18 protein-coding genes are annotated in these 21,005 nt (G+C 70.1%); 6 read left to right on the plus strand and 12 right to left on the minus strand.

What is annotated here, in order from left to right; all coding sequences use genetic code 11:
* The first annotated feature begins 1 nt into the window (after position 1).
* From hypD to hypB, 4 genes are read left to right on the plus strand one after another with little or no spacing between them, the layout of a single operon-like run.
* The gene (gene hypD, locus ABD691_RS22350) at positions 2–1,129 is read left to right on the plus strand and encodes a hydrogenase formation protein HypD (protein WP_344682758.1); all 1,128 of its coding nucleotides are present in this window, start codon (positions 2–4) and stop codon (positions 1,127–1,129) included.
* Positions 1,126–2,235 carry a hydrogenase expression/formation protein HypE gene (gene hypE, locus ABD691_RS22355; RefSeq protein WP_344682760.1) on the plus strand — a complete coding sequence of 370 codons (1,110 nt, stop codon included), beginning with the start codon at positions 1,126–1,128 and terminating at the stop codon, positions 2,233–2,235. The genes hypD and hypE overlap by 4 nt, the downstream gene beginning before the upstream one ends.
* A gap of 2 nt (positions 2,236–2,237) precedes the next feature.
* Positions 2,238–2,567 carry a hydrogenase maturation nickel metallochaperone HypA/HybF gene (locus ABD691_RS22360; RefSeq protein ID WP_344682762.1) on the plus strand — a complete coding sequence of 110 codons (330 nt, stop codon included), beginning with the start codon at positions 2,238–2,240 and terminating at the stop codon, positions 2,565–2,567.
* Positions 2,568–3,248, plus strand: a complete 681-nt coding sequence (gene hypB / locus ABD691_RS22365; RefSeq protein WP_344682764.1) for a hydrogenase nickel incorporation protein HypB — start codon at positions 2,568–2,570, stop codon at positions 3,246–3,248.
* A gap of 403 nt (positions 3,249–3,651) precedes the next feature.
* Here hypB and hypF read toward each other — a convergent pair whose 3' ends face one another.
* Together hypF and ABD691_RS22380 are read right to left on the minus strand one after the other, a co-directional pair.
* Positions 3,652–5,919, minus strand: coding sequence for a carbamoyltransferase HypF (hypF, locus tag ABD691_RS22375; RefSeq protein WP_344682766.1), 2,268 nt, complete (start codon positions 5,917–5,919; stop codon positions 3,652–3,654).
* A gap of 418 nt (positions 5,920–6,337) precedes the next feature.
* Complete coding sequence (locus ABD691_RS22380; protein ID WP_344682768.1) at positions 6,338–6,880, minus strand: hypothetical protein; 543 nt, start codon at positions 6,878–6,880, stop codon at positions 6,338–6,340.
* Between the two features lie 312 nt (positions 6,881–7,192).
* Here ABD691_RS22380 and ABD691_RS22385 point away from each other — a divergent pair, with 312 nt between their 5' ends.
* Positions 7,193–8,272, plus strand: coding sequence for an iron-siderophore ABC transporter substrate-binding protein (locus tag ABD691_RS22385; protein WP_344682770.1), 1,080 nt, complete (start codon positions 7,193–7,195; stop codon positions 8,270–8,272).
* Positions 8,273–8,304: 32 nt separating this feature from the next.
* Here ABD691_RS22385 and ABD691_RS22390 read toward each other — a convergent pair whose 3' ends face one another.
* The 8 genes from ABD691_RS22390 to ABD691_RS22425 form a co-directional block, all read right to left on the minus strand.
* Entirely contained in the window at positions 8,305–8,709 is a 405-nt protein-coding gene (locus ABD691_RS22390; protein ID WP_344682772.1) for a VOC family protein, read from the minus strand.
* A 125-nt stretch (positions 8,710–8,834) separates the two neighbouring features.
* Complete coding sequence (locus tag ABD691_RS22395) at positions 8,835–9,536, minus strand: Crp/Fnr family transcriptional regulator (protein ID WP_344682774.1); 702 nt, start codon at positions 9,534–9,536, stop codon at positions 8,835–8,837.
* Positions 9,537–9,600: 64 nt separating this feature from the next.
* Positions 9,601–10,047, minus strand: a complete 447-nt coding sequence (locus ABD691_RS22400) for a hypothetical protein (RefSeq protein ID WP_344682776.1) — start codon at positions 10,045–10,047, stop codon at positions 9,601–9,603.
* Between the two features lie 141 nt (positions 10,048–10,188).
* A complete protein-coding gene (locus tag ABD691_RS22405; protein ID WP_344682777.1) occupies positions 10,189–11,487 on the minus strand; it encodes an MFS transporter in 1,299 nt (432 codons plus the stop codon).
* 27 nt (positions 11,488–11,514) lie between these two features.
* On the minus strand, positions 11,515–12,720 hold the full coding sequence (locus tag ABD691_RS22410) for a M20 metallopeptidase family protein (protein WP_344682778.1): 1,206 nt from the start codon (positions 12,718–12,720) through the stop codon (positions 11,515–11,517).
* 148 nt (positions 12,721–12,868) lie between these two features.
* A complete protein-coding gene (locus tag ABD691_RS22415) occupies positions 12,869–13,210 on the minus strand; it encodes a hypothetical protein (protein ID WP_344682779.1) in 342 nt (113 codons plus the stop codon).
* Between the two features lie 70 nt (positions 13,211–13,280).
* On the minus strand, positions 13,281–14,606 hold the full coding sequence (locus ABD691_RS22420; protein ID WP_344682781.1) for a M1 family metallopeptidase: 1,326 nt from the start codon (positions 14,604–14,606) through the stop codon (positions 13,281–13,283).
* Positions 14,603–18,514 carry a Pls/PosA family non-ribosomal peptide synthetase gene (locus tag ABD691_RS22425; protein ID WP_344683502.1) on the minus strand — a complete coding sequence of 1,304 codons (3,912 nt, stop codon included), beginning with the start codon at positions 18,512–18,514 and terminating at the stop codon, positions 14,603–14,605. Before ABD691_RS22425 ends, ABD691_RS22420 begins: the two co-directional genes overlap by 4 nt.
* 327 nt (positions 18,515–18,841) lie before the next feature.
* Here ABD691_RS22425 and ABD691_RS22430 point away from each other — a divergent pair, with 327 nt between their 5' ends.
* The gene (locus ABD691_RS22430) at positions 18,842–19,270 is read left to right on the plus strand and encodes an HIT family protein (protein WP_344682782.1); all 429 of its coding nucleotides are present in this window, start codon (positions 18,842–18,844) and stop codon (positions 19,268–19,270) included.
* Positions 19,271–19,287: 17 nt separating this feature from the next.
* Here ABD691_RS22430 and ABD691_RS22435 read toward each other — a convergent pair whose 3' ends face one another.
* Both ABD691_RS22435 and ABD691_RS22440 read right to left on the minus strand, forming a co-directional pair.
* On the minus strand, positions 19,288–19,674 hold the full coding sequence (locus ABD691_RS22435) for a YchJ family protein (RefSeq protein WP_344682784.1): 387 nt from the start codon (positions 19,672–19,674) through the stop codon (positions 19,288–19,290).
* A gap of 59 nt (positions 19,675–19,733) precedes the next feature.
* A complete protein-coding gene (locus ABD691_RS22440) occupies positions 19,734–20,951 on the minus strand; it encodes a cytochrome P450 (RefSeq protein WP_344682786.1) in 1,218 nt (405 codons plus the stop codon).
* Positions 20,952–21,005 lie beyond the last annotated feature (54 nt).

Consider the following 21,005-nt stretch of genomic DNA (forward strand, 5'->3'; position numbering starts at 1 on the left):
AATGCGATACGTCGACGAGTACCGGGACGCGGACAAGGCGCGGATGCTGGCGGCCGAGATCGCCGCGCTGTGCGAGCCGGGCCGCGAGTACAAGTTCATGGAGGTCTGCGGCGGGCACACCCACACCATCTACAAGCACGGCATCGAGGACTACCTGCCGGACAACGTCCGCCTGGTGCACGGTCCCGGCTGTCCGGTGTGCGTGATCCCGATGGGGCGGGTCGACGACGCCATCCACATCGCCAGGCAACCAGGCGTGCTGATGACCTCGTTCGGCGACATGATGCGGGTTCCCGGCAGCAACGGGAACTTCTTCGACTCCAACGCCGAGGACACCAGCATCCGCATGGTGTACTCCCCGCTGGACTCCCTCAAGCTCGCCCGCCAGAACCCGGACCGGCACGTGGTGTTCATGGCGATCGGGTTCGAGACCACCGCCCCGTCGACGGCGATGACCCTGCTGCGGGCCGAGCAGGAAGGGCTCGACAACTTCTCGGTCTTCGGCAACCACGTGACGATCCTCCCCGCGATCAAGGCCATCCTGGACTCACCGGACCTGCGGCTCGACGGGTTCCTCGGGCCGGGGCACGTGTCGACGGTGATCGGCTGCCGACCCTACGAGTTCATCGCCCGCGACTACGGCAGGCCCGTGGTGGTGTCGGGGTTCGAGCCGCTCGACATCATGCAGTCGATCTACCTGCTGCTCCGGCAGCTGGCCGACGGCCGCTGCGAGGTGGAGAACCAGTACACGCGCGTAGTTCCCTGGGAGGGCAACACGACCGCCCTGGAAGCGATCGGCAAGACGATGGAACTGCGCCCGTACTTCGAGTGGCGGGGCCTCGGGTTCATCTCGCACTCCGCGCTGCGGCTCCGCGACGCCTACGGCCGGTTCGACGCCGAGCGGCGCTTCGACCTGCCCGGCGTGCGGGTCGCCGATCCCAAGTCCTGCCAGTGCGGCGAAGTGCTCAAGGGAGTCCTCAAACCCTGGGAGTGCAAGGTCTTCGGCACCGCGTGCACTCCCGAGACGCCGATCGGCACCTGCATGGTCTCCCCTGAAGGAGCGTGCGCGGCGTACTACAACTTCGGCCGGTTCAACCGGGAACAGGTCAGGGAGGCCAGCCGGACATGAGGATCGAACCCGAGTCGCACCGGAACTCACCGGCCGGCTCCGACCGCGAGCAGCAAGTGCTCGACCGCATCGAGAAGGCACGCCGCCGCAAGCCCAAGGTGAAGGCGGAGCGGATCACCCTCGCGCACGGTTCGGGCGGCAAGGCCACGCAAACCCTGGTCGAGGCCGTGTTCCTGGAAGCGTTCCGCAACGAGCTGCTGGAACCGCTGGAGGACGGCGCGGAACTGCCGCTCGAAGGGCACCGGCTGGCGTTCACCACCGACTCGTACGTGGTGTCCCCGCTGTTCTTCCCCGGTGGCGACATCGGCGACCTCGCGGTCAACGGGACGGTCAACGACCTCGCCGTGACCGGGGCGACGCCGCGCTACCTGTCCGCGGGTTTCCTGATCGAGGAGGGATTTCCGCTGGCGGAGCTGACCCGCATCGTGGAGTCGATGGCCAACGCCGCCCGCGCGGCGGGGGTCCAGATCGCCACCGGGGACACCAAGGTCGTCGAGAAAGGCAAGGCCGACGGCTGCTACATCAACACCACGGGCATCGGCGTGGTCCGAAGCCACGGGCTCGGCGTGGCCGGGGTACGGCCAGGTGACGCGGTGCTCGTCTCGGGCCCGATCGGTGACCACGGCATCACCGTGATGCTCGCCCGCGGAGAACTCGACATCGACGCCGACGTGGTTTCCGACACCGCACCGGTGCACGAACTGGTCGCGGATCTCCTCGCGGCGGTGCCCGAGGTCAGAGCGCTGCGCGACGCCACGCGCGGGGGCGTTGCGACGATCCTCAACGAGATCGCCCGAGCCGCGAAGGTGGCGGTCTTCGTGGACGAGGAATCGGTTCCCGTGCGCACCGAAGTCCGGGGCGCCTCGGAGCTGCTGGGGATCGATCCGCTTTACGTGGCTTGCGAAGGGCGGATCGTCGTGGTCGTCCCGGGTGAGCGGGCGGAGGCCGCGTTGGCGGCGATGCGGGCGCACCCGCAGGGGGAACAGGCAGCGCTCATCGGACGCGTCGGCGACGACCCGCCGGGGCTGGTGCTGTTGAACACCGCCTTCGGCGGCACCAGGATCGTCGACCTCCTCGTGGGCGATCCGCTGCCGCGGATCTGCTAGCCGTGCACGAGCTCGGGATCACCCAGAGCATCGTCGACGCCGTGCTCGACGCGGTCGACGATCCGGTCATCCGGTGCGTCCACCTGGAGATCGGGCGGCTCTCCGGCGTGGTCCCCGACGCGGTGCGCTTCTGCTTCGACCTGGTGGCCGACGGCACCCGGCTGTCCGGAGCCCGCCTGGACATCGCCGAACCGGCCGGTCGCGGCGAATGCCGTTCGTGCGGAGCGCGGATCGACATGGACGAGCTGATCGCGCGCTGCCGGTGCGGCAGCGTCGACATCGCGATCTCGGAAGGCGGACAACTGCGGGTCAAAGCCGTGGAGGTGGGATAGATGTGCGGTACGTGCGGGTGCGACGAGCAGGGGTCGCGGACGCTTGTCCTCGAACAGGAGGTGCTGGCCAAAAACGACGGGCTGGCCGCCGAGAACCGGGAGTGGGCGCGGGCCAGGGGCATCGGCCTGGTCAACCTGATGAGCTCGCCGGGATCGGGGAAGACGACCCTGCTGGCGCGCACGGCGCGGGAGTTCGCGGGCGCTCCGCTCGCCGCTGTCGAGGGCGACCAGGAGACCGGTCTCGACGCGGCCCGGTTGCGGGACAGCGGATGTCCGGTCGTGCAGATCAACACGGGCACGGGGTGTCATCTGGACGCGGGGATGGTGGCACGCGCGCTCGGCGAGCTCCGGCCGGAGGAGCGCTCGGTGGTCTTCGTCGAGAACGTCGGGAACCTGGTCTGCCCCGCGCTGTTCGACCTCGGCGAGCACGCCCGCGTGGTCCTCGCCTCGGTGACCGAGGGCGAGGACAAACCGCTGAAGTACCCGCACATGTTCCGGTCGGCGGATCTGGTGCTGCTGAACAAGACCGACCTGCTCCCGCACGTCGAGTTCGACCCGGCGCGGTTCACCGACGCCGCGCTGACGGCCAATCCCGGCACGTGCGTTCTGCCCGTTTCGGTCCGGACCGGGGAAGGACTCGGTGACTGGTACGACTGGCTTGGCAAGCAGCTGCCCGCCTAGTGCGTGTCTGGTTGTTCGGTGGTGAGTCGGATGTTGATGCATCGTTCGACCATGTTGCGCCCGCGATACGCATCTCGGTCGAACGCCGGTGGCCTGCCGTCCCGGTGGGCTTTGGTCAGCCGGTTGCGGACACGGTCGGCGGCTTGCGGGATCGTGGTGGTGATCCGCGGCGCGTCACCTGATTGCCCCGCAGTGAGCACGACCGAGAGCGGTCTGCCCCGTTCGTCGCAGGCCAAATGGGATCTTGGTGCTCAGCCCTCCTCTGGAGCGGCCCAACCGTTGCCGGGCGGCTGACTCGGTGGCCGAAGCCCCCCTTTCTCGGGCACCGGCGGCGTGCCGGTGCGCCACGCCCGATCAGTCAAACTCACCACGACACACCACAAGATCAATCGCCAGACACGCCCTAGCGGCGCGCCCGGCACAGCGCTCCGGCGACGGCCGCCTGCCCGAGGCTGATCCCGCCGTCGTTGGCGGGCACCTGCGAGTGCAGCAGCGTGCGGAAGCCGCGGCGTTCGAGCATCGGCGTGAGCCGTTGCAGCAACAGCACGTTCTGGAAGACGCCACCGGACAGCGCCACAACGCCGATTCCCGTGGATTCCCGCAGCCGAACGCAGACCTCGGCGACGGCCACTGCCAGTCCGTTGTGGAATCTCGCGGCGATCACCGGCACCGGCGTCCCGGCGCGCAGGTCGTCCACGACCGAGCGCACCAGGTCGGCACCGCGCACGTGCAGCACCGGCCCCGTGCCGATCGACACCGGGTACCCGCCTGGCTCGCCGGTGTCGGCGATCTGTTCGAGCTCGATCGCGGCCTGGCCTTCGTAGTCGATCGCATCCCGCACCCCGAGAACCGATGCCACCGCGTCGAACAGGCGCCCCGCGCTGGAAGTAAGCGGCGAATGACCGTTCCGCCGCAGCAGGGCGGAAACCGCGGTCCAGTCCGGATTCCGCCGCAGCACGTCGAGGTCCGCGGGCGGCGGCCCGTACTCGTCGAGGTAGGCGACCGCCGTCCGCCACGGCTGCCTGATCGCGGTCGCGCCGCCAGGGAGCGGAACCGGCTCCAGGTGCGCGAGCCGCCGGAAACCGGTCAGGTCGGCGGCGAGGAACTCCCCGCCCCAGATCGTCCCGTCATCGCCGTACCCGGTCCCGTCGAACGCCACCCCGAGGACCGGTCCGGGTTCGCCGTTGTCGGCCAGGCAGGAAGCGATGTGCGCGTGGTGGTGCTGGACCCCGACCAGCTCCACGTCGTCGAGGTCCGCGGCGTACTTCGTGGACAGGTACTCGGGGTGGAGGTCGTGGGCGACGACTTCCGGCTCGATGTCGAACAGCCGGCGGAAGTGCGCGATCCCGGTGGTGAACGACCGAAGCGTCTCGAGGTTCTTCAGGTCCCCGATGTGGTGCGAGACGAACACGTCCTCGTTCTTCGCCACGGCGAAGGTGTTCTTCAGCTCCGCACCGCAGGCCAGCACCTGGCTTGGAAACCGCCACGGCACGGTCACCGGCTCCGGCGCGTAGCCGCGGGAACGGCGGATCGCCATCTCGCGGCCTTCGACGACGCGCACGACGGAGTCGTCGGTGCGGGTGTGGATGGGGCGGTCGTGGGTCAGGAAGGCGTCGGCGATCGAGCCCAGCCGGTGCCGCGCGTCGTCGTCCCGGTACGCGATCGGCTCGTCGGAAACGTTGCCACTGGTGAGCACGACCGGCCGGGGAAAGCGGCCGAGGAGCAGGTGATGCAGCGGGGTGTAGGCAAGCATGACGCCCAGCCGGCGATTTCCCGGGGCGACGCTGGGTGCGACCCGCGCGCCCGGCAGCCGGTCAAGCACGACGATGGGGCGACGCCGCGAAGTGAGCGCGGCCAGCTCGGCGTCGTTCACCGCGCACAGCGCGCGAACCTGGTCGAGCGACCCTGCCATGACAGCGAAGGGCTTGCCGTCGCGGTGCTTGCGCTCCCGCAGCGCGGCAGCCGCGTTCTCATCGGTGGCGTCCACGGCCAGGTGGAACCCTCCCAGCCCCTTCACCGCCAGTACTCCGCCGCGAGCCAGGACCGCCGCTGCTTCGTCGAGGGCGTCTCCAGGACGTGGGTCCCCTTTGCTGTCGGTCAACCGCAGCTGCGGACCGCAGTCGGGGCAGCACACGGGCTGCGCGTGGAAGCGGCGGTTCCCCGGATCGCGGTACTCGGTTGCGCATCGGGTGCACAGGGCGAACCCGGACATCGTCGTGTTCGGCCGGTCGTAGGGGACGTCCTCGACGATGGTGAACCGCGGTCCGCAGTTGGTGCAGTTGGTGAACGGGTATCCGAACCTGCGATCGCGCGGATCACCGACCTCGTCCAGGCATTCAGCGCACGTCGCGCTGTCGGCCGAGACGAACGTCGCGCACGGCCCGGCCGCCTCGCTGTCGACGATCCGGAATCCCGCTTCCGCTGTCGTGGGAGCGTCCGCGACGACGACGCCGGTCACGGCCGCCAGCGGTGGGGCGTGCTCCCGGAGCCCGTGGAGGAACCGGTCGACTTTCGACGCGGCGCCCTCGACTTCGATGAACACGCCCCGCGCGTCGTTCCCGACGCGCCCGGCCAACCCCAGCCCGGTTGCCAGCGAGAAGACGAACGGCCGGAAACCGACGCCCTGCACGATGCCGGTCACCCGAACGTGCTTCCGGGTGAGAACCTCCATCGGCTCAGTTTCGGTGGTCCGCCGCAGCCGTGCCCGCCGAAGGCGGGGCGGCGTCGGGGCGGCTGCTACCGACCGAACATCGACGAGAGCCCCCAGCGGTCTACCGAGCGACGTTGCCGACCGCCGTTCAGCCGAGCGCTGTCACCGGCTTCGCGGTGTCCGGCCCGTGCGGCAATCGACCAGGCTGAGCGGATGTCCGCGATCGACGGCGGTCAGCTACCCCTCGCTCTGGAGCCCGGCGACATCGCGCGGGGCGACTCCGCTTCGTAGGTCGGTGCGGCGTCAGTGCCTCGGTGAAAGCCGAGGCACTGGTGCGAGCTCAGAGCGGAAGGCCGCAGAACAGCGTCACGGCTGCGAACAGCAGGCAGACGGGATTCGCGATGCGGAAGTTGGTCAGCCGAACCACCGGGAACTTGATTCACCGACCAAGCGGGTCACTCGGGATCACGGTGCACGTCATGCCGCGATCGGAGAAGGCAACGGAGCCATAGCTTCCATTGTTGGTCTCCAGCCCGACCGACTTGGCCGCTTGAGCCACATCCCTGACCATGCTCCTCCGCGGAACAACAACACATGGATCACCGGGGCCGTAGTCCCACTCCATGAAGTGGAGAGTGTTATCCGTCCGGTTCACAACAGAACGAACCCTGTTCGTGGGATTGTTGTCGCCGAACAGTTCGGTACCGTTCTGCTCCGGATCGTCCGTCCCGAAGTAGAAGAAGTGCTTCCACGGCCGGTCGTTGAGCCAAACCGAGTACTGCGCAGGCGAATCCTGTGGAGCTTCGTTGAACCGGACCTTGGGGTAGATGCAGTAGTTGCCTTCTCGGCACGCATCAGCACCCACACCCTGGAACATCCAAGGACCATGCTCGAAGGCGTCCGAGCTCGCGGCAGGGCCAGTCGACGCGAACCCCGCGCCGATCAACGCCGCCAGCACGACCACCCTGTTCTGATTGCGCATATTCCCCACCATTGCCACCAACGGCCGGTTCCGCGCGCTGGACGCCTCCAACGGGCGTCCCCCGACTTTCGGGGAACCTGCCCAATCAGTGGTCAGCAGTTGGCGCCTTCTGCATTCTTTAGAACTGCGGTATCGATCTCGACAGGGAATTCAAATCAGCAGCGACCGTAAGGGCGGTTACGGCGCGTACCTGACCTGCGACCTGAAGGACGACGGCCCGCATCGGGCGGCGGAGACGAAGCCGACCTTGCCAAGATAGGTAAGCCTTGCTTTACTTAGCCGCGCTCGACCGGGCTGAAGGAAGGACATCTCATGCTGCAACCGGCCGGACGTCGACCACTCCGTCCGCGCCAGGCCGACCGCACCTCGCGTCGCAGGCGCGACCGCTGGATCCGCACGACGGTGGCCGCCCTGCTGATCGGCGTGGTCGGCATCGGAACCGCCGCTTGCGGTCGGCCGCCGGAGCCCCCGGCGAACGCGGGCGCTCAGCCCCAGGCCGGATTCCCGGTCAACGTCAAGCACAAGTTCGGCACCACGGCGATCCCCCAGGCACCCCAACGGGTCGTGGTGATCGGGACTTCGACCGATGACCTCGATGCCGTGCTGGCGCTCGGCGTCACCCCGGTCGCCTTCTTCACCACCGACCAGTCCACACCCGACGGTCGCTACCCGTGGCTGGCGGACCGGCTGGACCCGGCCAGGACGCAGGTGATCAACGCCGCCAACGGCGTCGACATGGAGCAGGTCGTCAGGTCCCGGCCGGACCTGATCCTGGCCACCGGCTACTTCGGCCTCGACCAGGACTACGCCACCCTGTCCAAGATCGCCCCGACCATCGGCTACGAGCACGAGTGGGGCAAGCAGACCTGGCAGCAGCACGTGCAGGTGGTCGGCAGCGCCCTGGGCAAACCCGCAGAGGCCGAACGTCTGGTCGCCGAGACCGAGAAGACGATCACCGACGTCCGCAACGGGCTTCCGGGCTTGGCGGGCAAGACGTTCTCGGTGTCGATGGGCAACGCGCCGGGCCAGGTCTTCACGCTGGTCTCCCGGGAAGACTTCGCGGTCAGGCAGATCGAACGGCTGGGGCTGACGCTCTCCCCCGCGCTCGCCGGCACCGAACAGGTCAGCGGCAGCCCGACCGGCGTCCTCGGAGCCGAACAGCTCGACAAGCTCGACGCCGACCTCCTCGTGATCGCGTTCGCCACCCCGCAAGCCCAGCACGCCTTCGAAACCAACCCGCTGGTGCGGAACACGCCCGCCATGACCAGCGGGTCCTATGTGGTCGCCGACCGGCAGCTCATCAGCCAGCTGCGGTACCCGTCCGCACTCGGCATCCCGTGGGCGCTGGACAAGCTGCGTCCCGGTCTGGAGAAGGCGGCCGCGAAACCCTGAATCACCGATGGGCCTGCGATCTCATCGGTGCGCTACTGCGACGCGGCGGCTTCGGTCCGGGCGTTGACGACGAGTTCCCAGAGGTGTCCGTCCGGGTCGCTGAAGTACCCCATGTACGACCCGTCATACTCGCCGGCCGGCCGGGGTACGGATCCACCCGCCGCTGCCGCTTGACCAAGGATGCCGTCGAGCTCTTCCTTGCTGCCGATGGCGCACGAGATCACGCAGGCGCCAGCCACGGGAGCGCCAGGAGCAACACCGGCACGGCTCGTGTACTTCTCGTACTCGCCGTACTCGATGAGGAACAGCGACAGGTTCGGCAGCTCGAACACGATGATTCCCTCATCGATTCCGGGCGTGGGCAGCCCCAGCCCGTCCCGGTAGAACCGCAGCGACCGTTCCGGATCCGCAACGGGCAAAGAGACGATGGCAGTCACAGGCTTCACCCCGCCAACCCTAGCTGGCGATGGGCAGGACGGCGAGCAAGCGCGTCACGTCGACGAGGTCTCCGCCGACATCCGCAGGGAAGAAGATGTCCGCGTAATGGGCCCGATCCGTTCCATCACTCCCGGTGCGGGAGCTGGCCTCGGCTGCCGGCGTAGGCGAGCAAGCGGTCCCGGTCGGTGATGGTGATCCTCCCGCGGTGCAGGCGGACGAGCCCGCGGTCGGCCAGTTCTCCGAGGGCGGTCGTGGTGCGTTCGCGGGTGGCGTTGACCAGACCCGCCAGTTGCTGGTGGGTGAGCCGGACGGCTTCCGGAGCCGAGCCGGGGACGGCGCTCCTGCTGAGTGTCCACAGTGTCCCCGCGAGGCGTTCGGGCAGCGCCTTGCAGGCGAGGTCGGTCAGCCGGTGTTCGAGCTCGGCGATGCGCTCGGCCAGGTGCTCGGCGATCCGGGCGGCGATGCGGGAATCCGCGAGCAGCAACTGCCGCACGTCATGCGGGCTCATCACGCACAGGCGGGACGGTTCGAGGGTTTCGGCCCAGTTCGCACCCATCCGCAGCCCGAGCAGCGGAACCTCCCCGAAGACGGCTCCCGGACCGAGCACGGCAGTCGTGACCGACCGGCCCTCGGGACCGAGCTGGTACAGCCGGATCCGGCCCCGCTTGATGATGAACAGCGCCTCCGACGGGCGCTGCGGGCTGTGGACGACCTCCCCCGCCGCCACATCGCGCAGCGGGGCGCGCGCCCCCAGGTCGGCCATCTCCCGCCGGGACAGGTCGCGGAAGAGGCCGACCTCGGACAGGCAGTAGAAGTCGTCGGGCACCGGGACCTCCGGTGATGGCCGCTCCAGCCACCATCCCCCTCGGCCCCGCAGTTGTCCAAACCGATCACAAGTGTCCCGCCCGCCGACGGAGTCCGTAGAGCACAGCAGCCGCGACGATGCCGTAGAGCAGGTGCCCCACCAGACTCGTCAGCGCCGTCTGCCCCATCTGAAACACCGGCATGCCCAACCCGGCGGGCATCAGCAGCAGACCACCGAGAACCCACCAGATCACGCCCCAGACAGCACCCGCCCCGAGCAGAGGCAGGAACCGGGTGAACGGCGCGACCAGTCCGAGCCCCGCGCCGAGCACGGCGGAGATCGCGAGGTGCACCACGACCCCGACACCATCGCTGTCGCTGCCGACGAGCATGGCGACCATGGGCAGCATTCCCGCCATCGCCATGACAACGCCGAACGCGATTCCGCCGCCGATACCGGCGACCGCCCCATGAAGCCCCCGGGACACCACCAGCTGCACGGGATGGTGCGCCGGATGAGCAGCAGTGGACATGGCAACCCCTCCCATCGGCCCGCAGCTCTCCTGACAGCTGCCAGCGTCACCTCCCCGGTCGGCGCCAGTCGGTAACGCCGGCTACACAACGGGCAGGTCGTCGAGCCGACGCCGCGGAACAGACCTCAGTGGACATCCGCCTCAGGTCAGCTCGACGTCCCTGGTCTCGGGCATCCGGCAGGTGACCACGATCGCGACGAGAAGCAACGCCATGGTGTAGAAGAGGAAGACGTTGCCCATGCCGTTGTCCGACAACCACGTCTGCAGGTACGGGGCGCTGCCGCCGCAGGCCGCCACCGCGAGGGCGTACGGAAGCGCGACCCCGATCGTGCGCACCCTCGCCGGGAACATCTCGGCGCACACCGTGGGCAGGATCGACGCGCTGGCCGCGACGAACAGCATCCCGATCGTCATCGCGAGGCCGAGCTGCCAGACGTGGTCCTGGATCAGCCAGTTCAGCGGCAGCGTCAGCACCAGGAGACCGGCGTAGGCCGCCAGCATGACCGGCCTGCGCCCGAGCCGGTCGGAGAGGATGCCGAACGCGGGCAGCACGGCGATGAACACGAGGTTCGCGAGCACGCTCACCCACAGCGTGGCCTCCGCGTCGAAACCGTTGACGGCGATCGCGCGAGCCGGGGCGGAGACCACCCACGTGTAGTAGACGACGGTGCCGCCGAGCGTGATGCCGACGACCCGCAGGCAGGCGGTCCGGTGGTGCCAGAAGTCGCGCCAGAGGGACGGCCTGTCCTGAGCGACGCGCTGCCGCGCGAACACCTCGGTCTCGGCCATGCGCATCCGCATCACGAGCGCGTACAAACCGATCACCCCGCCCACGACGAACGGGACCCGCCAGCCCCAGGACGCCAGCTGGTCCGCGGACAGCACGCCGGCCAGGACCGCTCCCAGCACCTCGCCGGCGACGATTCCGCAGGTCCCGGACACGTAGATCAGGCTCGACCAGCGCCCCCGCCGCCCGTGCGGAGCCATCTCGGACACGTAGGTCTGCGCCGCGGGCAGTTCACCGCCGTGCGCCAGGCCCTGCGCCATCCGGGTCACCAGCAACAGCAGCGACGCCCCGACACCGATGGCGGCGTAGGTCGGCGCCAGCCCGATGACCAGGCTGCCCGCGGAAGCCAGCGCGACCGAGGTGATCATCGCGCTGCGCCGGCCCCTGCGGTCACCGAGCCAGCCGAACAGCAGTCCGCCCAGCGGCCGCATGAGGAACCCGACGGCGAAGATCGCCAGGGTCGCCATCAGCGCTGAAGCCGGGTCCGCCGATGGGAAGAACTGCGGTGCGAAGAACGGCGTGAACACCGCGTAGATGTTCCAGTCGTACCACTCCAGCGCGTTGCCGATCCCAGTGCCGACAGCGGGACGCCAGCGCCGGGTGCGTTCGGCCGCGGAGTCCGGGGCCTCGGTGAATTCAGCTGCGCTCGGCATCGGTACCTCCGCGTCGGCCGGTGCTGGTCAGGCGGCAGAGTTCTCAGCAGCGATCCGCCGCAGCGCGAGTTCGGCGTACAGGGCGGCGCCGTCGCCGAGAACCGCGTCGTCGAACTCCGCCAGCGGCGAGTGGTTGAAGGGAGCGCGTCCGGGATCGCGGTCTGCCGGACAGGCGCCCAGCAGGACCATCGCGCCCGGCACCTCGTCCAGGACCCGGGAGAAGTCCTCGGACGCGGTCATCGGCTGTTCGGCCCAGGCGAACCGTTCCTCGCCGTGCACCTCGGCGACCGCGTCGGCGGCGAACTCCGCCTCGCGGCGGTCGTTGACGGTCACCGGGTACTGCTCGGTGAAGTCGACGTCGGCCTCCAGGCCGTGCGCCCCGGCGATGCCCCGGCACACCCGCACCGCCCCGTCCTTGACCCGCGCGTGCGCGGCGGGCGAGAACGATCGGACGGTCGCCTCGAAACGGGCCTCGGGCGGGATGATGTTGTTCTGCGTCCCCGCGTGGAAGGAACCGACGGTCAGCACCACGCTGTCGAACGGGTCGAAGGAGCGCGTCACGAACGTCTGGAGCGCGGTCACCATCTCGCACGCCGCGGGGATCGGGTCCTTGGCGAGGTGCGGTGCGGAACCGTGTCCACCGGCTCCCCGCACCGTGACGGTCAGGGTGTCGGCAGCGGCGAGCGCCGGGCCGCGGCGCGTGGTGAACACACCTCGGGGCAGGCCTGCCGAGGTCACGTGCAGCGCGTAGGCGGCGACCGGCCGCGTGCCGGCGGCCTCCAAAGTGCCTTCGCCGAGCATGTGCCCGGCGCCGTCGTAGCCCTCCTCCCCCGGCTGGAACATGAAGATCACCGAACCCGCCAGCGAGTCCCTTCGCTCGGACAGCAGATGCGCCGCGCCGACCAGCATCGCCGTGTGCAGGTCGTGACCGCAGGCGTGCATGCGCCCGTCGACGCGCGAGCGGTAGTCCGACCCCACGCTCTCCGAGAGCGGCAGCGCGTCCATGTCGCCGCGCAGCAACACCACCGGGCCGGGACGCGATCCGCGGAGCACCCCGGTGACCGACGTCAGCCCGACGCCGGTGGAGAGTTCCAGCGGGAGGCCGTCCAGTGCGGCGAGCGCCTTCTCCTGGGTTCGCGGCAGGTCCAGGCCGATCTCGGGCTCGGCGTGCAACGCGCGCCGCAGGCGGACCAGGTCTTCCGCCAGATCCCGCGCATCCTCTCGAACCGACATCTGCGCTCCTCTCCGAACCGCGACCCGTGCTGCATCCTGCCGTCCAGCACAGACGCGGTCCAAAAGCGCAGGATTCATTTCCCCCGGAAAGACGATCTGCGGGAAATCACCACGTCGTGAGATGTCGCGGTTCGGGAAAGGAGCCGGATCACTCCCGGTTCTCCCCCGCCTCTGGCTCGGTTGACGCCCGCGAGACGACCCGGTGAGCCTCGTCCCACTGCCGTTGTGCGCTCTGCTGCGCCTCGGCGACGAAGGTGAACTCCTCGTTCCCCGTTCGGTCAGCGAGAACCCGTGCTACCCCGGTGAGTGCCTCCGCCCCGCGGGCACCGGCATGGGCCAAGGCGGTCACCAGCTCGTCCGGCAGGTAGCCGACGTCCGTGCTCTCCACTTCCGAAGCGCTGTCCCAGGCGGAACTCAACTGCCCCAAGGCGTCGATCAGGTTCCGCCACACGGTGAGCTGTTCGACGTCGGCTGCGTCGTCCTGGGCCATCGCGCGGTCCTCCTCCCACGAGCGGTGACCACGCGCTACCCGCGTGGATCCCCGCCCAAACGCACAAGCCTCAGCCGGGCAGGGGCGGTAGCTCGGCGCTGTCCAGCCACACCGCGAAGAAGTCGTTGAGCGGCCGGTTCGCGTGTTCGGCGGCAAGCGCCGTGAAATCCCCAGTGGTCACCGTGCCGTGCGCGTGCTCGGCGACCCACTTCCGGATCAGCGCGAAGAACGACTCGTCACCCAGCTCCCGGCGCAACGCGTGCAGCGTCAACGCGCCGCGCTTGTACACCTGCTCGTCGAACATCCGCGCCACCCCGGGATCGGCGATCCGGAGATCCGGCGGACGCGCGGCGATCCGGGCGTGCCAGTCCCGCGCGTGCGACTCCGCGGACGGCCCGCCGGACGCCTCCGACCACAACCATTCGGCGTAGGTGGCGAAGCCTTCGTTGAGCCAGATGTGCTTCCAGTCCGCGATCGTGAGGCTGTTGCCGAACCACTGGTGGGCCAGTTCGTGCGCGACGAGCCGTTCGTGCGTCCGCAGGCCGTCCACGTGGTTCGCGCCGAAGACGGACATGCCCTGCGCTTCGATCGGCTCGTCCAGCTCGTCGTCGGTCACGACCACGACGTACTCGGCGAACGGGTACGGCCCGAAGAACCGCTTCAGCGCCTCCATGATCTGCCCGTGCCGCGCGAAGTCCACCGCGAACCGGTCGCGCAGCCGCGCGGGAACCGACGCCTGCTGGGGCACCGGACCGGAAGCCAGCTCGACGTCCTCGTACTGCCCGACCTGGACGCTCATCAAGTAGGACGCGGTCGGCTCCGGCCGCTCGTACACCCACGTCGTGGTGCTGCCGCGGTGCCGGGCCGACACCAGGTTCCCGGTCACCCGCACCGAATACGGCGAAGCAGTCGTGAACGAGACCCGGTAGCGGGCCTTGTCCGAGGGGTGGTCGTTGCAGGGGAACCACGACGGCGCGCCGACCGGCTGGCTGGCGACCAGCGCCCCGTCGGTCAGCTCCTCCCAGCCGATCTCGCCCCACCGGCCGGAAACGGGCTGCGGGTTGCCCGAATACCGGACCTCCACGCGGAATTCCGCCTCCGCCGCGACCGGGCGCGCCGGTCTGACCCGCAGCTTGCCGTTGCTGTGGTTGAACTTCGCGGGGCGGCCGTCGACGAGCACGCGGCGGACCCGCAGGTCGGCGAGATCCAGGCTGAACCGCGACAGGGCGTGCGTGGCGACCGCGGAGATCGTCGCCTGCCCGGCGAGCCGGTTCGGGCCGACCTGGTACTCCAGCTCCAGGTCGTAGTGCCCGACGCGGTAGCCGCCGTTGCCGTTTTCGGGCAGGTACGAGTCCGCCGACCGGTCCGCGCCCGGTTCCGGAGCACGCGGGTTCACCGGCGACGCCCTCCCTGCTTCCGCCACGTCGAGATCGGGTTGCCGAGCCAGCGCGAGTGCGCGGGAACGTCGTCCCCGCGCGTCACCAGCGACCCGGGCCCGATGGTCGTGTGCGCGCCGATGCCGGCGCCGGGCAGCACGATCCCGTGCGGGCCCAGCGTGGCGCCCGCGTCCAGACGCACCTCGTCCAACCGCATGACCCGATCATGGAACAGGTGGGTCTGCACCACGCAACCCCGGTTGATGGTCGCGCCGTCGCCGAGCCGCACCAGATCCGACTCCGGCAGCCAGTAGGTCTCCAACCACACCCCGCGGCCGATGCCGGCGCCCATGCCGCGCAGCCAGGCCGTCAGCAGCGGTGTGCCCCCGGCCGAACCGATCAGCCACGGCACCGCCAGCACTTCGACGAACATGTCCGCGAGCTCGGTCCGCCACACGAACGAGCTCCACAGCGGCCGCTCGGCCGCCCGGTAGCGCCCGACCAGCAACCACTTCATCGCGATCGTCACCAGGCATGCGAGCACACCGGCGGCCAGCAGCACCGGACCGGCGAGCAGCGCGGCGAGCCACAGACCGCCCGCCGCGCGCAGCGCCGCGAGCACCGCCAGCACCAGCACCGCGAGCGCCGCGCTGAACATGATCGGGACGAGCCGGTGCAGTTCGACCACCGCACGAGCGAGCTTCAACCGGCGGGGCGGCGAGAACGTCCTGCTCGTGTCCGTCCGCTCGACCGACCGCCGCAGCGGCATCGGAGGCATCCCCAGCCAGGAGGAGCCCTTCTTCGCCTTCTTCGGCGTCGACGACAGCACGCCGACCAGCCCGCGCTTGGGCACCGAGCGCCCCGGCGCGGTCATGCCCGAGTTCCCGAGGAACGCCTGCTTGCCGATCCGAGCCGGTGCGACGTGCAGCCAGCCGCCGCCGAGCTCGTAGGTCGCGACCATGGTGTCGTCAGCGAGGAAGGCGCCGTCGGCGACCTTCGTCATCTTCGGTAGCGCGAGCACGGTGGATGCCTCAACGCCCCGGCCGACCCTGGCGCCGAGCAACCGCAACCAGACGGGCGTGAACAGGCTGGCGTACAAGGGGAACAGGCCGATCCGGGCCATGTCCATCAGCCGCTCGGTCGACCAGACCTGCCAGGCCACGCGACCGTGCACCGGGTGGTAGCCCTCGCTCATCCCGATGCTCAGCACGCGCACGGAGACGAGCACGAGCAACGCGTAGACGACGAAGTAGACAGCGGTCGCCAAAGGCACGGCGACCAGCACCCAGCCCAGCGCCGAGCCGAGATCCGGTGCGCCGGACAGCGCCGCGCCGAGCACGGCGATCCCCGGCAGCGCCGCCAGCACGGGAAGCAGCCCGAGCAGGACCGACGTGACCCCGTAGACCGAGGCCCAGAACCGCGACCTGGGCGGCCTGCGCGACGGCCAGGCGAGAGCTCCCTTGCGGGCCGGGACCGCGGGCGAACCGGCCCACCGCTGGCCCGCCGGCACCGCGCCGCGCACCGTCGAGCCGGGCGCGACCTCCGCGGACCGGCCGATCCTGGCGCCAGGGAACAGCGTGCTGCGGGCGCCGACGCGCGCGTCCGCGCCGATCCGGATCTTGCCGATGTGCACCTCGTCGCCGTCGACCCAGTAGCCGGCGAGATCGACCTCCGGCTCGACGGCCGCTCCCCTGCCGAGCTTGAGCATCCCGGTGATCGGCGGCGGGGAGTGCAGGTCGACGTCATCGCCGACCTTGGCGCCGAGCGCCTTCGCGTAGTGCGTCATCCACGACGCACCGGAGACGCTGCACGCCCCGCTGATCTCAGCGAGCTGCTGAGCCGTCCACAGGCGCAGGTGAACACGGCCGCCTCGGGGATGAACGCCTGGTCGCACGCCGCGGAGCAGCAATCGCGCGCCACCGGCCGACAGCCCGATCCGGCCCGCGGGGCTGAACAGCACCACCCAGGCCAGCGCGATCCACCACCAGGACACGGTCGGTGCCCACGCGAGTACACCGAGCGCCGCGGACACGTTGCTCAGCGCCGCCAGGACCGCCGTCCAGCGCAACCCGACAATCGTCAGCAGCGCCAGCATGATCAGCGTCTGCCAGACGCCGGTTCGGCGCGGCGTCGGCTCGACGACCCGCGTGGTCCCGGTCGTCGCCTCCAGCGCGTCGAGGTGCGAGGCCAGCGCGCCCAGCTTCGGGTTCTGGTAGAGGTCGGCGACCGACACCTGCGGATGCCGCTCGCGGATCCGCGCGATCAGCTGCGCCGCGGTCAGGCTGCCGCCGCCGTTGGCGAAGAAATCGGCCGCCGGATCGGTCACCTCGACCCCGAGGATCTCCGCCCAGCCCTGCGCCAGCCACGCCTCGGTGGCCGACAACGTCCCCGCTCCGCCGCCCGCGGTGGGCAGCGGCCAGGGAAGCGCCGCCCGGTCGACCTTGCCGGAGGTCCGGGTCGGCAGCTCGGACACGACAGCGAGCAGCGGAACCAGCGCGGCCGGTAGCTGCTCCTGCAACCGGCGCACCGCGTCGTCGTGGTCGAACTCGGCGGTGCCGGGCACCACGTAACCCACCAGGACCTGGTTGCCCGCGGCGGTCGTCTGCACCGCCGAGGCGGCCCCGGCGACCGCGGGCAGGGCCTGCAGCGCCGCGTCCACCTCGCCGAGCTCGATCCGGCGCCCGCCGAGCTTGACCTGCTCGTCGGCCCGGCCGACGAACAGCAGGCCCTCGGCCTCGGCACGCACCACGTCACCGCTGCGGTAGGCCCGCGACCAGCCGAGCGAGGGCAGCGCCGCGAACTTCTCGGCGTCCTTGGCCGGGTCCAGGTACCGGGCCAGTCCGGCGCCGCCGATGACCAGCTCACCGGTCTCGCCCATCCGGACGGGCTCGCCGCGGTCGTCCACCACGGCGAGCTGCCATCCGGCCAGCGGCAGGCCGATCCGGACCGGCTCACCCCCGGTCAGCCGGGCGGCGCAGGCGACGACGGTCGTCTCCGTCGGGCCGTAGGTGTTCCACACCTCGCGGCCCTCGACCGCGAGGCGGTCGGCGAGCTCGGGCGGGCACGCCTCACCGCCGAAGATGAGCAGTCGGACGTCCTCCAGCGCGTCGGCGGGCCACAGCGCGGCCAGGGTCGGCACCGTCGACACGATGCTGATGCGCTGCGCCACCAGCCAGGGGCCGAGGTCGACGCCGGTGCGCACCAGGGCGCGCGGCGCAGGCACCAGGCACCCTCCGTGACGCCAGGCCAGCCACATCTCTTCGCACGAGGCGTCGAACGCGACCGACAGTCCGGCCAGCACCCGGTCTCCAGGGCCGATGGGGTCCTCGGTGAGGAACAGGCGGGCCTCGGCGTCCACGAAGGCCGCGGCGGCCGAGTGGCTCACCGCGACGCCCTTGGGCTTGCCGGTCGAACCCGAGGTGAAGATGATCCACGCGTCGTCGGCCGGGGCGGGCCGGCCCGGCCGGCCGAGGGGCGTGCCGCGCGGCTCGAAAGAACCGCCGTCGGAGAGCACGGCGCAGACGCCGGCTTCGCCGAACACGAGTTCGGCCCGCTCGTCCGGGTCCTCGGCGTCGACCGGCACGTAAGCGGCGCCCGCAGCGAGAACGGCCAGGATCGACACGTAGAGTTCCGCCCGGCCCGACGGGATCCGGATCCCGACCCGGTCACCGACCCCGACGCCCGCCGCGGCGAGCCGCCGCCGCACGCCGTCGATCTCGGCGGTCAGCCGGGCGTAGGTGAGCACGGTCTCGCCGTCGTCGATCGCCGGAGCGTCCGGGTACCGGCGGGCGGTGTCCTGGAGGATGTCGATCAGCGTTCGCTGGGCGGGCGCGAAATCGGACCAGAAGACCGCGCCTTCGGTGGTCTCGGGTGCTGCGTGTGCCTCGAGTGTTGCGTGCCTGGTGAGCGCCTCGGCTGCCGTTGTCATCGTCACCGAAGGCGCCACCCGCTCGACGGCTCGAGGAATGGGTCGCAACTCTGAGCAGAACGTGAAATCACCGTCTCGCTTCCCGTCCATCCGGGCGCGTACTCCAGCCGACCCGCCCAGCGCAGACCGTCCACCTTACGGGTGAAGCGCGGATCCGCATCCCGGAGACCCCGCCCGACGTGCCGGTTGTCACATTCCGTGGCGGCTCGCGGGACGGCGGATCCGAGGCTCTGGGTAACTTGGCGTCCATAGTGGACAGATACGGGGAGGCGCTGTGCAACGCCCTCCGGCAACGCCGGACCGCCGCCGTGACTAACCTCCGTGCCCATGAGCGATCAGTGCCTGTTCTGCGGCATCGTGGCCGGTGACCTCCCCAGCGTGAGAGTGGCCGAGGACGACTCGACGTACGCGTTCATGGACATCAGCCCCGCCTCGGACGGGCACCTGCTGGTCGTCCCCAAGCGGCACAGCAAGGACCTGCTCGAAATCGAGGCCGAAGACCTGGCCGCCGTCTCCGTGGCCGCCCAGCGGATCGCCAAAGCGGCGGTCGGGGTGCTCGGTGCGGACGGGGTGAACCTGCTCAACTGCTGCGGTGCCGACGCGTGGCAGACGGTGTTCCACTTCCACCTGCACGTGATCCCGCGATACGCCGACAAGGCCAAGGAGCGGCTGGTCCTGCCCTGGACGCCAGGAGTCCCGGGCGACACGGACGCGATCGCCGACTGGGGCAAGCGGCTCTCCGCCGCCCTGGACTGACACCCCTTGACAAGCCGTCAGTCGTGGTCGCCGTCGACGTAGAACCAGGTCTTGCCGGTGCGCCGGAAGCGGCTGTTCTCGGTCAGCGCCCCCGACTGACCGCGTAGCCGGTAGTGCGCCCGGAAGTGCACGGTTGCTTCGCTGTCGAAGGGCCCGCCGCCGGTCCGGCCGAGGATGTCGAGGCCGACCCAGCGCTGCTCGGGATCGAGGTCGAGCTCGGCCGGACGGGTCGAGGGATGCCAGGTCTTCAGCAGGTACGCGACGTCCCCGACGGCGAAGGCCGCGTACCGCGAGCGCATGAGCTGTTCGGCCGTGGCCGCTTGACGATCGCCGGCGTGCAGCGGGCCGCAGCAGTCGGCGAACGGCTCGCCGAGCCCGCAGGGGCATGGACGGTTCGGGTTCACATCCGAAGTGTCTCAACCGCGCTGGCCGCCGCGCCGAAGTGCACGGCGGCCAGCCGGTCCTACCGAGCCGCCCAGGTGACGGGCAGTTCGTGGACGCCGTAGATGTTCATGTCGGTCCTGAGCTTCACTTCGCGGGCCGGGATGGCGAGTTCGAGGCTCGGGAAGCGGCGCAGCAGTCCGGCGAAACCGGCGCGCATCTCGATGCGGGCCAGCTGCTGGCCGAGGCATTGGTGGACGCCGTGGCCGAAGGACAGGTGGCCGCGCGCCTTGCGGTGGATGTCGAGGGTGTCGGGGTCGTCGAAGCGCTCGGGATCGTGGTTGGCGGCCAGCAGCGAGACGACGACGGTCGATCCCTTGCCGATGGTCTCACCGCACAGTTCGATGTCCTCCGCGGCGTAGCGGTAGAAGACGTCACCGATGGCCAGGTAGCGCAGGAGTTCCTCGACCGCATCGGGCAGCAGGTCCGGGTTCGCGCGCAGTTCGGCCAGCTGTTCGGGGTGCTCCAGGAGCGCGAAGGTGCCCAGGCTAAGCATGTTCGCGGTCGTCTCGTGGCCCGCGAGCAGCAGCAGGAAGGCGATACCGGTCAGTTCCTCGATGCTGAGGTCGTCCTGGCTGGCCAGGTCGGACAGCAGGTCGTCGCCGGGTTCGGCGCGCTTGCGCGTGACCAGCTCGCCCAGGAACGTGACCATCGCGCCGTACGCGGCGGTCTTGTCCTCCAGCGTCACGTCCTTCTCCAGGAACTTGGCGGAGTTGACCTGGAAGGTCCCGCGGTCGGCGTAGGGGACGCCGAGCAGCTCGCAGATCACCAGCGAGGGCACCGGCAGCGCGAACTCCTTGACCAGATCGACCGGTGGCGTCAGGCCCGCCAGCTCGTCCAGCTGCCGTTCGACGATGCCGGCGATGTGCTCTTCGAGCATTTTCACGCGCTTGACGGTGAAAGCGCCGGTGAGCTTGCGCCGCAGGCGGGTGTGGTCCGGCGGGTCCATGCTGATGAACAGGCCCGGCACCTGCGGGGACGGTTCGGTGGGGACGGGCATGCCGGGCGTCTCGTACGGCACGTGGACGATGCCGATGTCCTGGCGGGAGCTGAACCGGGTGTCGGCCATGAGCCTGCGGACCGCCTCGTAGCCGGTGACGAGCCAGCCCTCGTGACCGTCCGGGAACACCAGGGGGCTCACCGGCCGCGCCTGGCGGAGCTCGGTGATCCGGCGGGGCGGGTCGAAGGGACCAGCATCGCGCTCCGTGGGCAGGCCGTGCGGGACAGGAACCGTGCTCATCGACATTTCCTCTCGTGTTGGTCGTTGAGCCCACAGTCGCCGCCGCGCCTGTCG

The organism is Saccharopolyspora taberi (assembly GCF_039534165.1).
Lineage (GTDB): Bacteria > Actinomycetota > Actinomycetes > Mycobacteriales > Pseudonocardiaceae > Saccharopolyspora_D > Saccharopolyspora_D taberi.

Excerpts from the sequence above, each read along its gene's own strand:
- hypF (WP_344682766.1), bottom strand. The coding sequence starts at position 5,919 with ATGGAGGTTCTCACCCGGAAGCACGTTCGGGTGACCGGCATCGTGCAG.
- ABD691_RS22425 (WP_344683502.1), bottom strand. The coding sequence starts at position 18,514 with ATGACAACGGCAGCCGAGGCGCTCACCAGGCACGCAACACTCGAGGCA.
- hypB (WP_344682764.1), top strand. The coding sequence starts at position 2,568 with ATGTGCGGTACGTGCGGGTGCGACGAGCAGGGGTCGCGGACGCTTGTC.
- hypD (WP_344682758.1), top strand. The coding sequence starts at position 2 with ATGCGATACGTCGACGAGTACCGGGACGCGGACAAGGCGCGGATGCTG.
- ABD691_RS22400 (WP_344682776.1), bottom strand. The coding sequence starts at position 10,047 with ATGTCCACTGCTGCTCATCCGGCGCACCATCCCGTGCAGCTGGTGGTG.
- ABD691_RS22415 (WP_344682779.1), bottom strand. The coding sequence starts at position 13,210 with ATGGCCCAGGACGACGCAGCCGACGTCGAACAGCTCACCGTGTGGCGG.
- ABD691_RS22440 (WP_344682786.1), bottom strand. The coding sequence starts at position 20,951 with ATGAGCACGGTTCCTGTCCCGCACGGCCTGCCCACGGAGCGCGATGCT.
- ABD691_RS22405 (WP_344682777.1), bottom strand. The coding sequence starts at position 11,487 with ATGCCGAGCGCAGCTGAATTCACCGAGGCCCCGGACTCCGCGGCCGAA.
- ABD691_RS22410 (WP_344682778.1), bottom strand. The coding sequence starts at position 12,720 with ATGTCGGTTCGAGAGGATGCGCGGGATCTGGCGGAAGACCTGGTCCGC.
- ABD691_RS22430 (WP_344682782.1), top strand. The coding sequence starts at position 18,842 with ATGAGCGATCAGTGCCTGTTCTGCGGCATCGTGGCCGGTGACCTCCCC.
- ABD691_RS22385 (WP_344682770.1), top strand. The coding sequence starts at position 7,193 with ATGCTGCAACCGGCCGGACGTCGACCACTCCGTCCGCGCCAGGCCGAC.
- hypE (WP_344682760.1), top strand. The coding sequence starts at position 1,126 with ATGAGGATCGAACCCGAGTCGCACCGGAACTCACCGGCCGGCTCCGAC.
- ABD691_RS22380 (WP_344682768.1), bottom strand. The coding sequence starts at position 6,880 with ATGCGCAATCAGAACAGGGTGGTCGTGCTGGCGGCGTTGATCGGCGCG.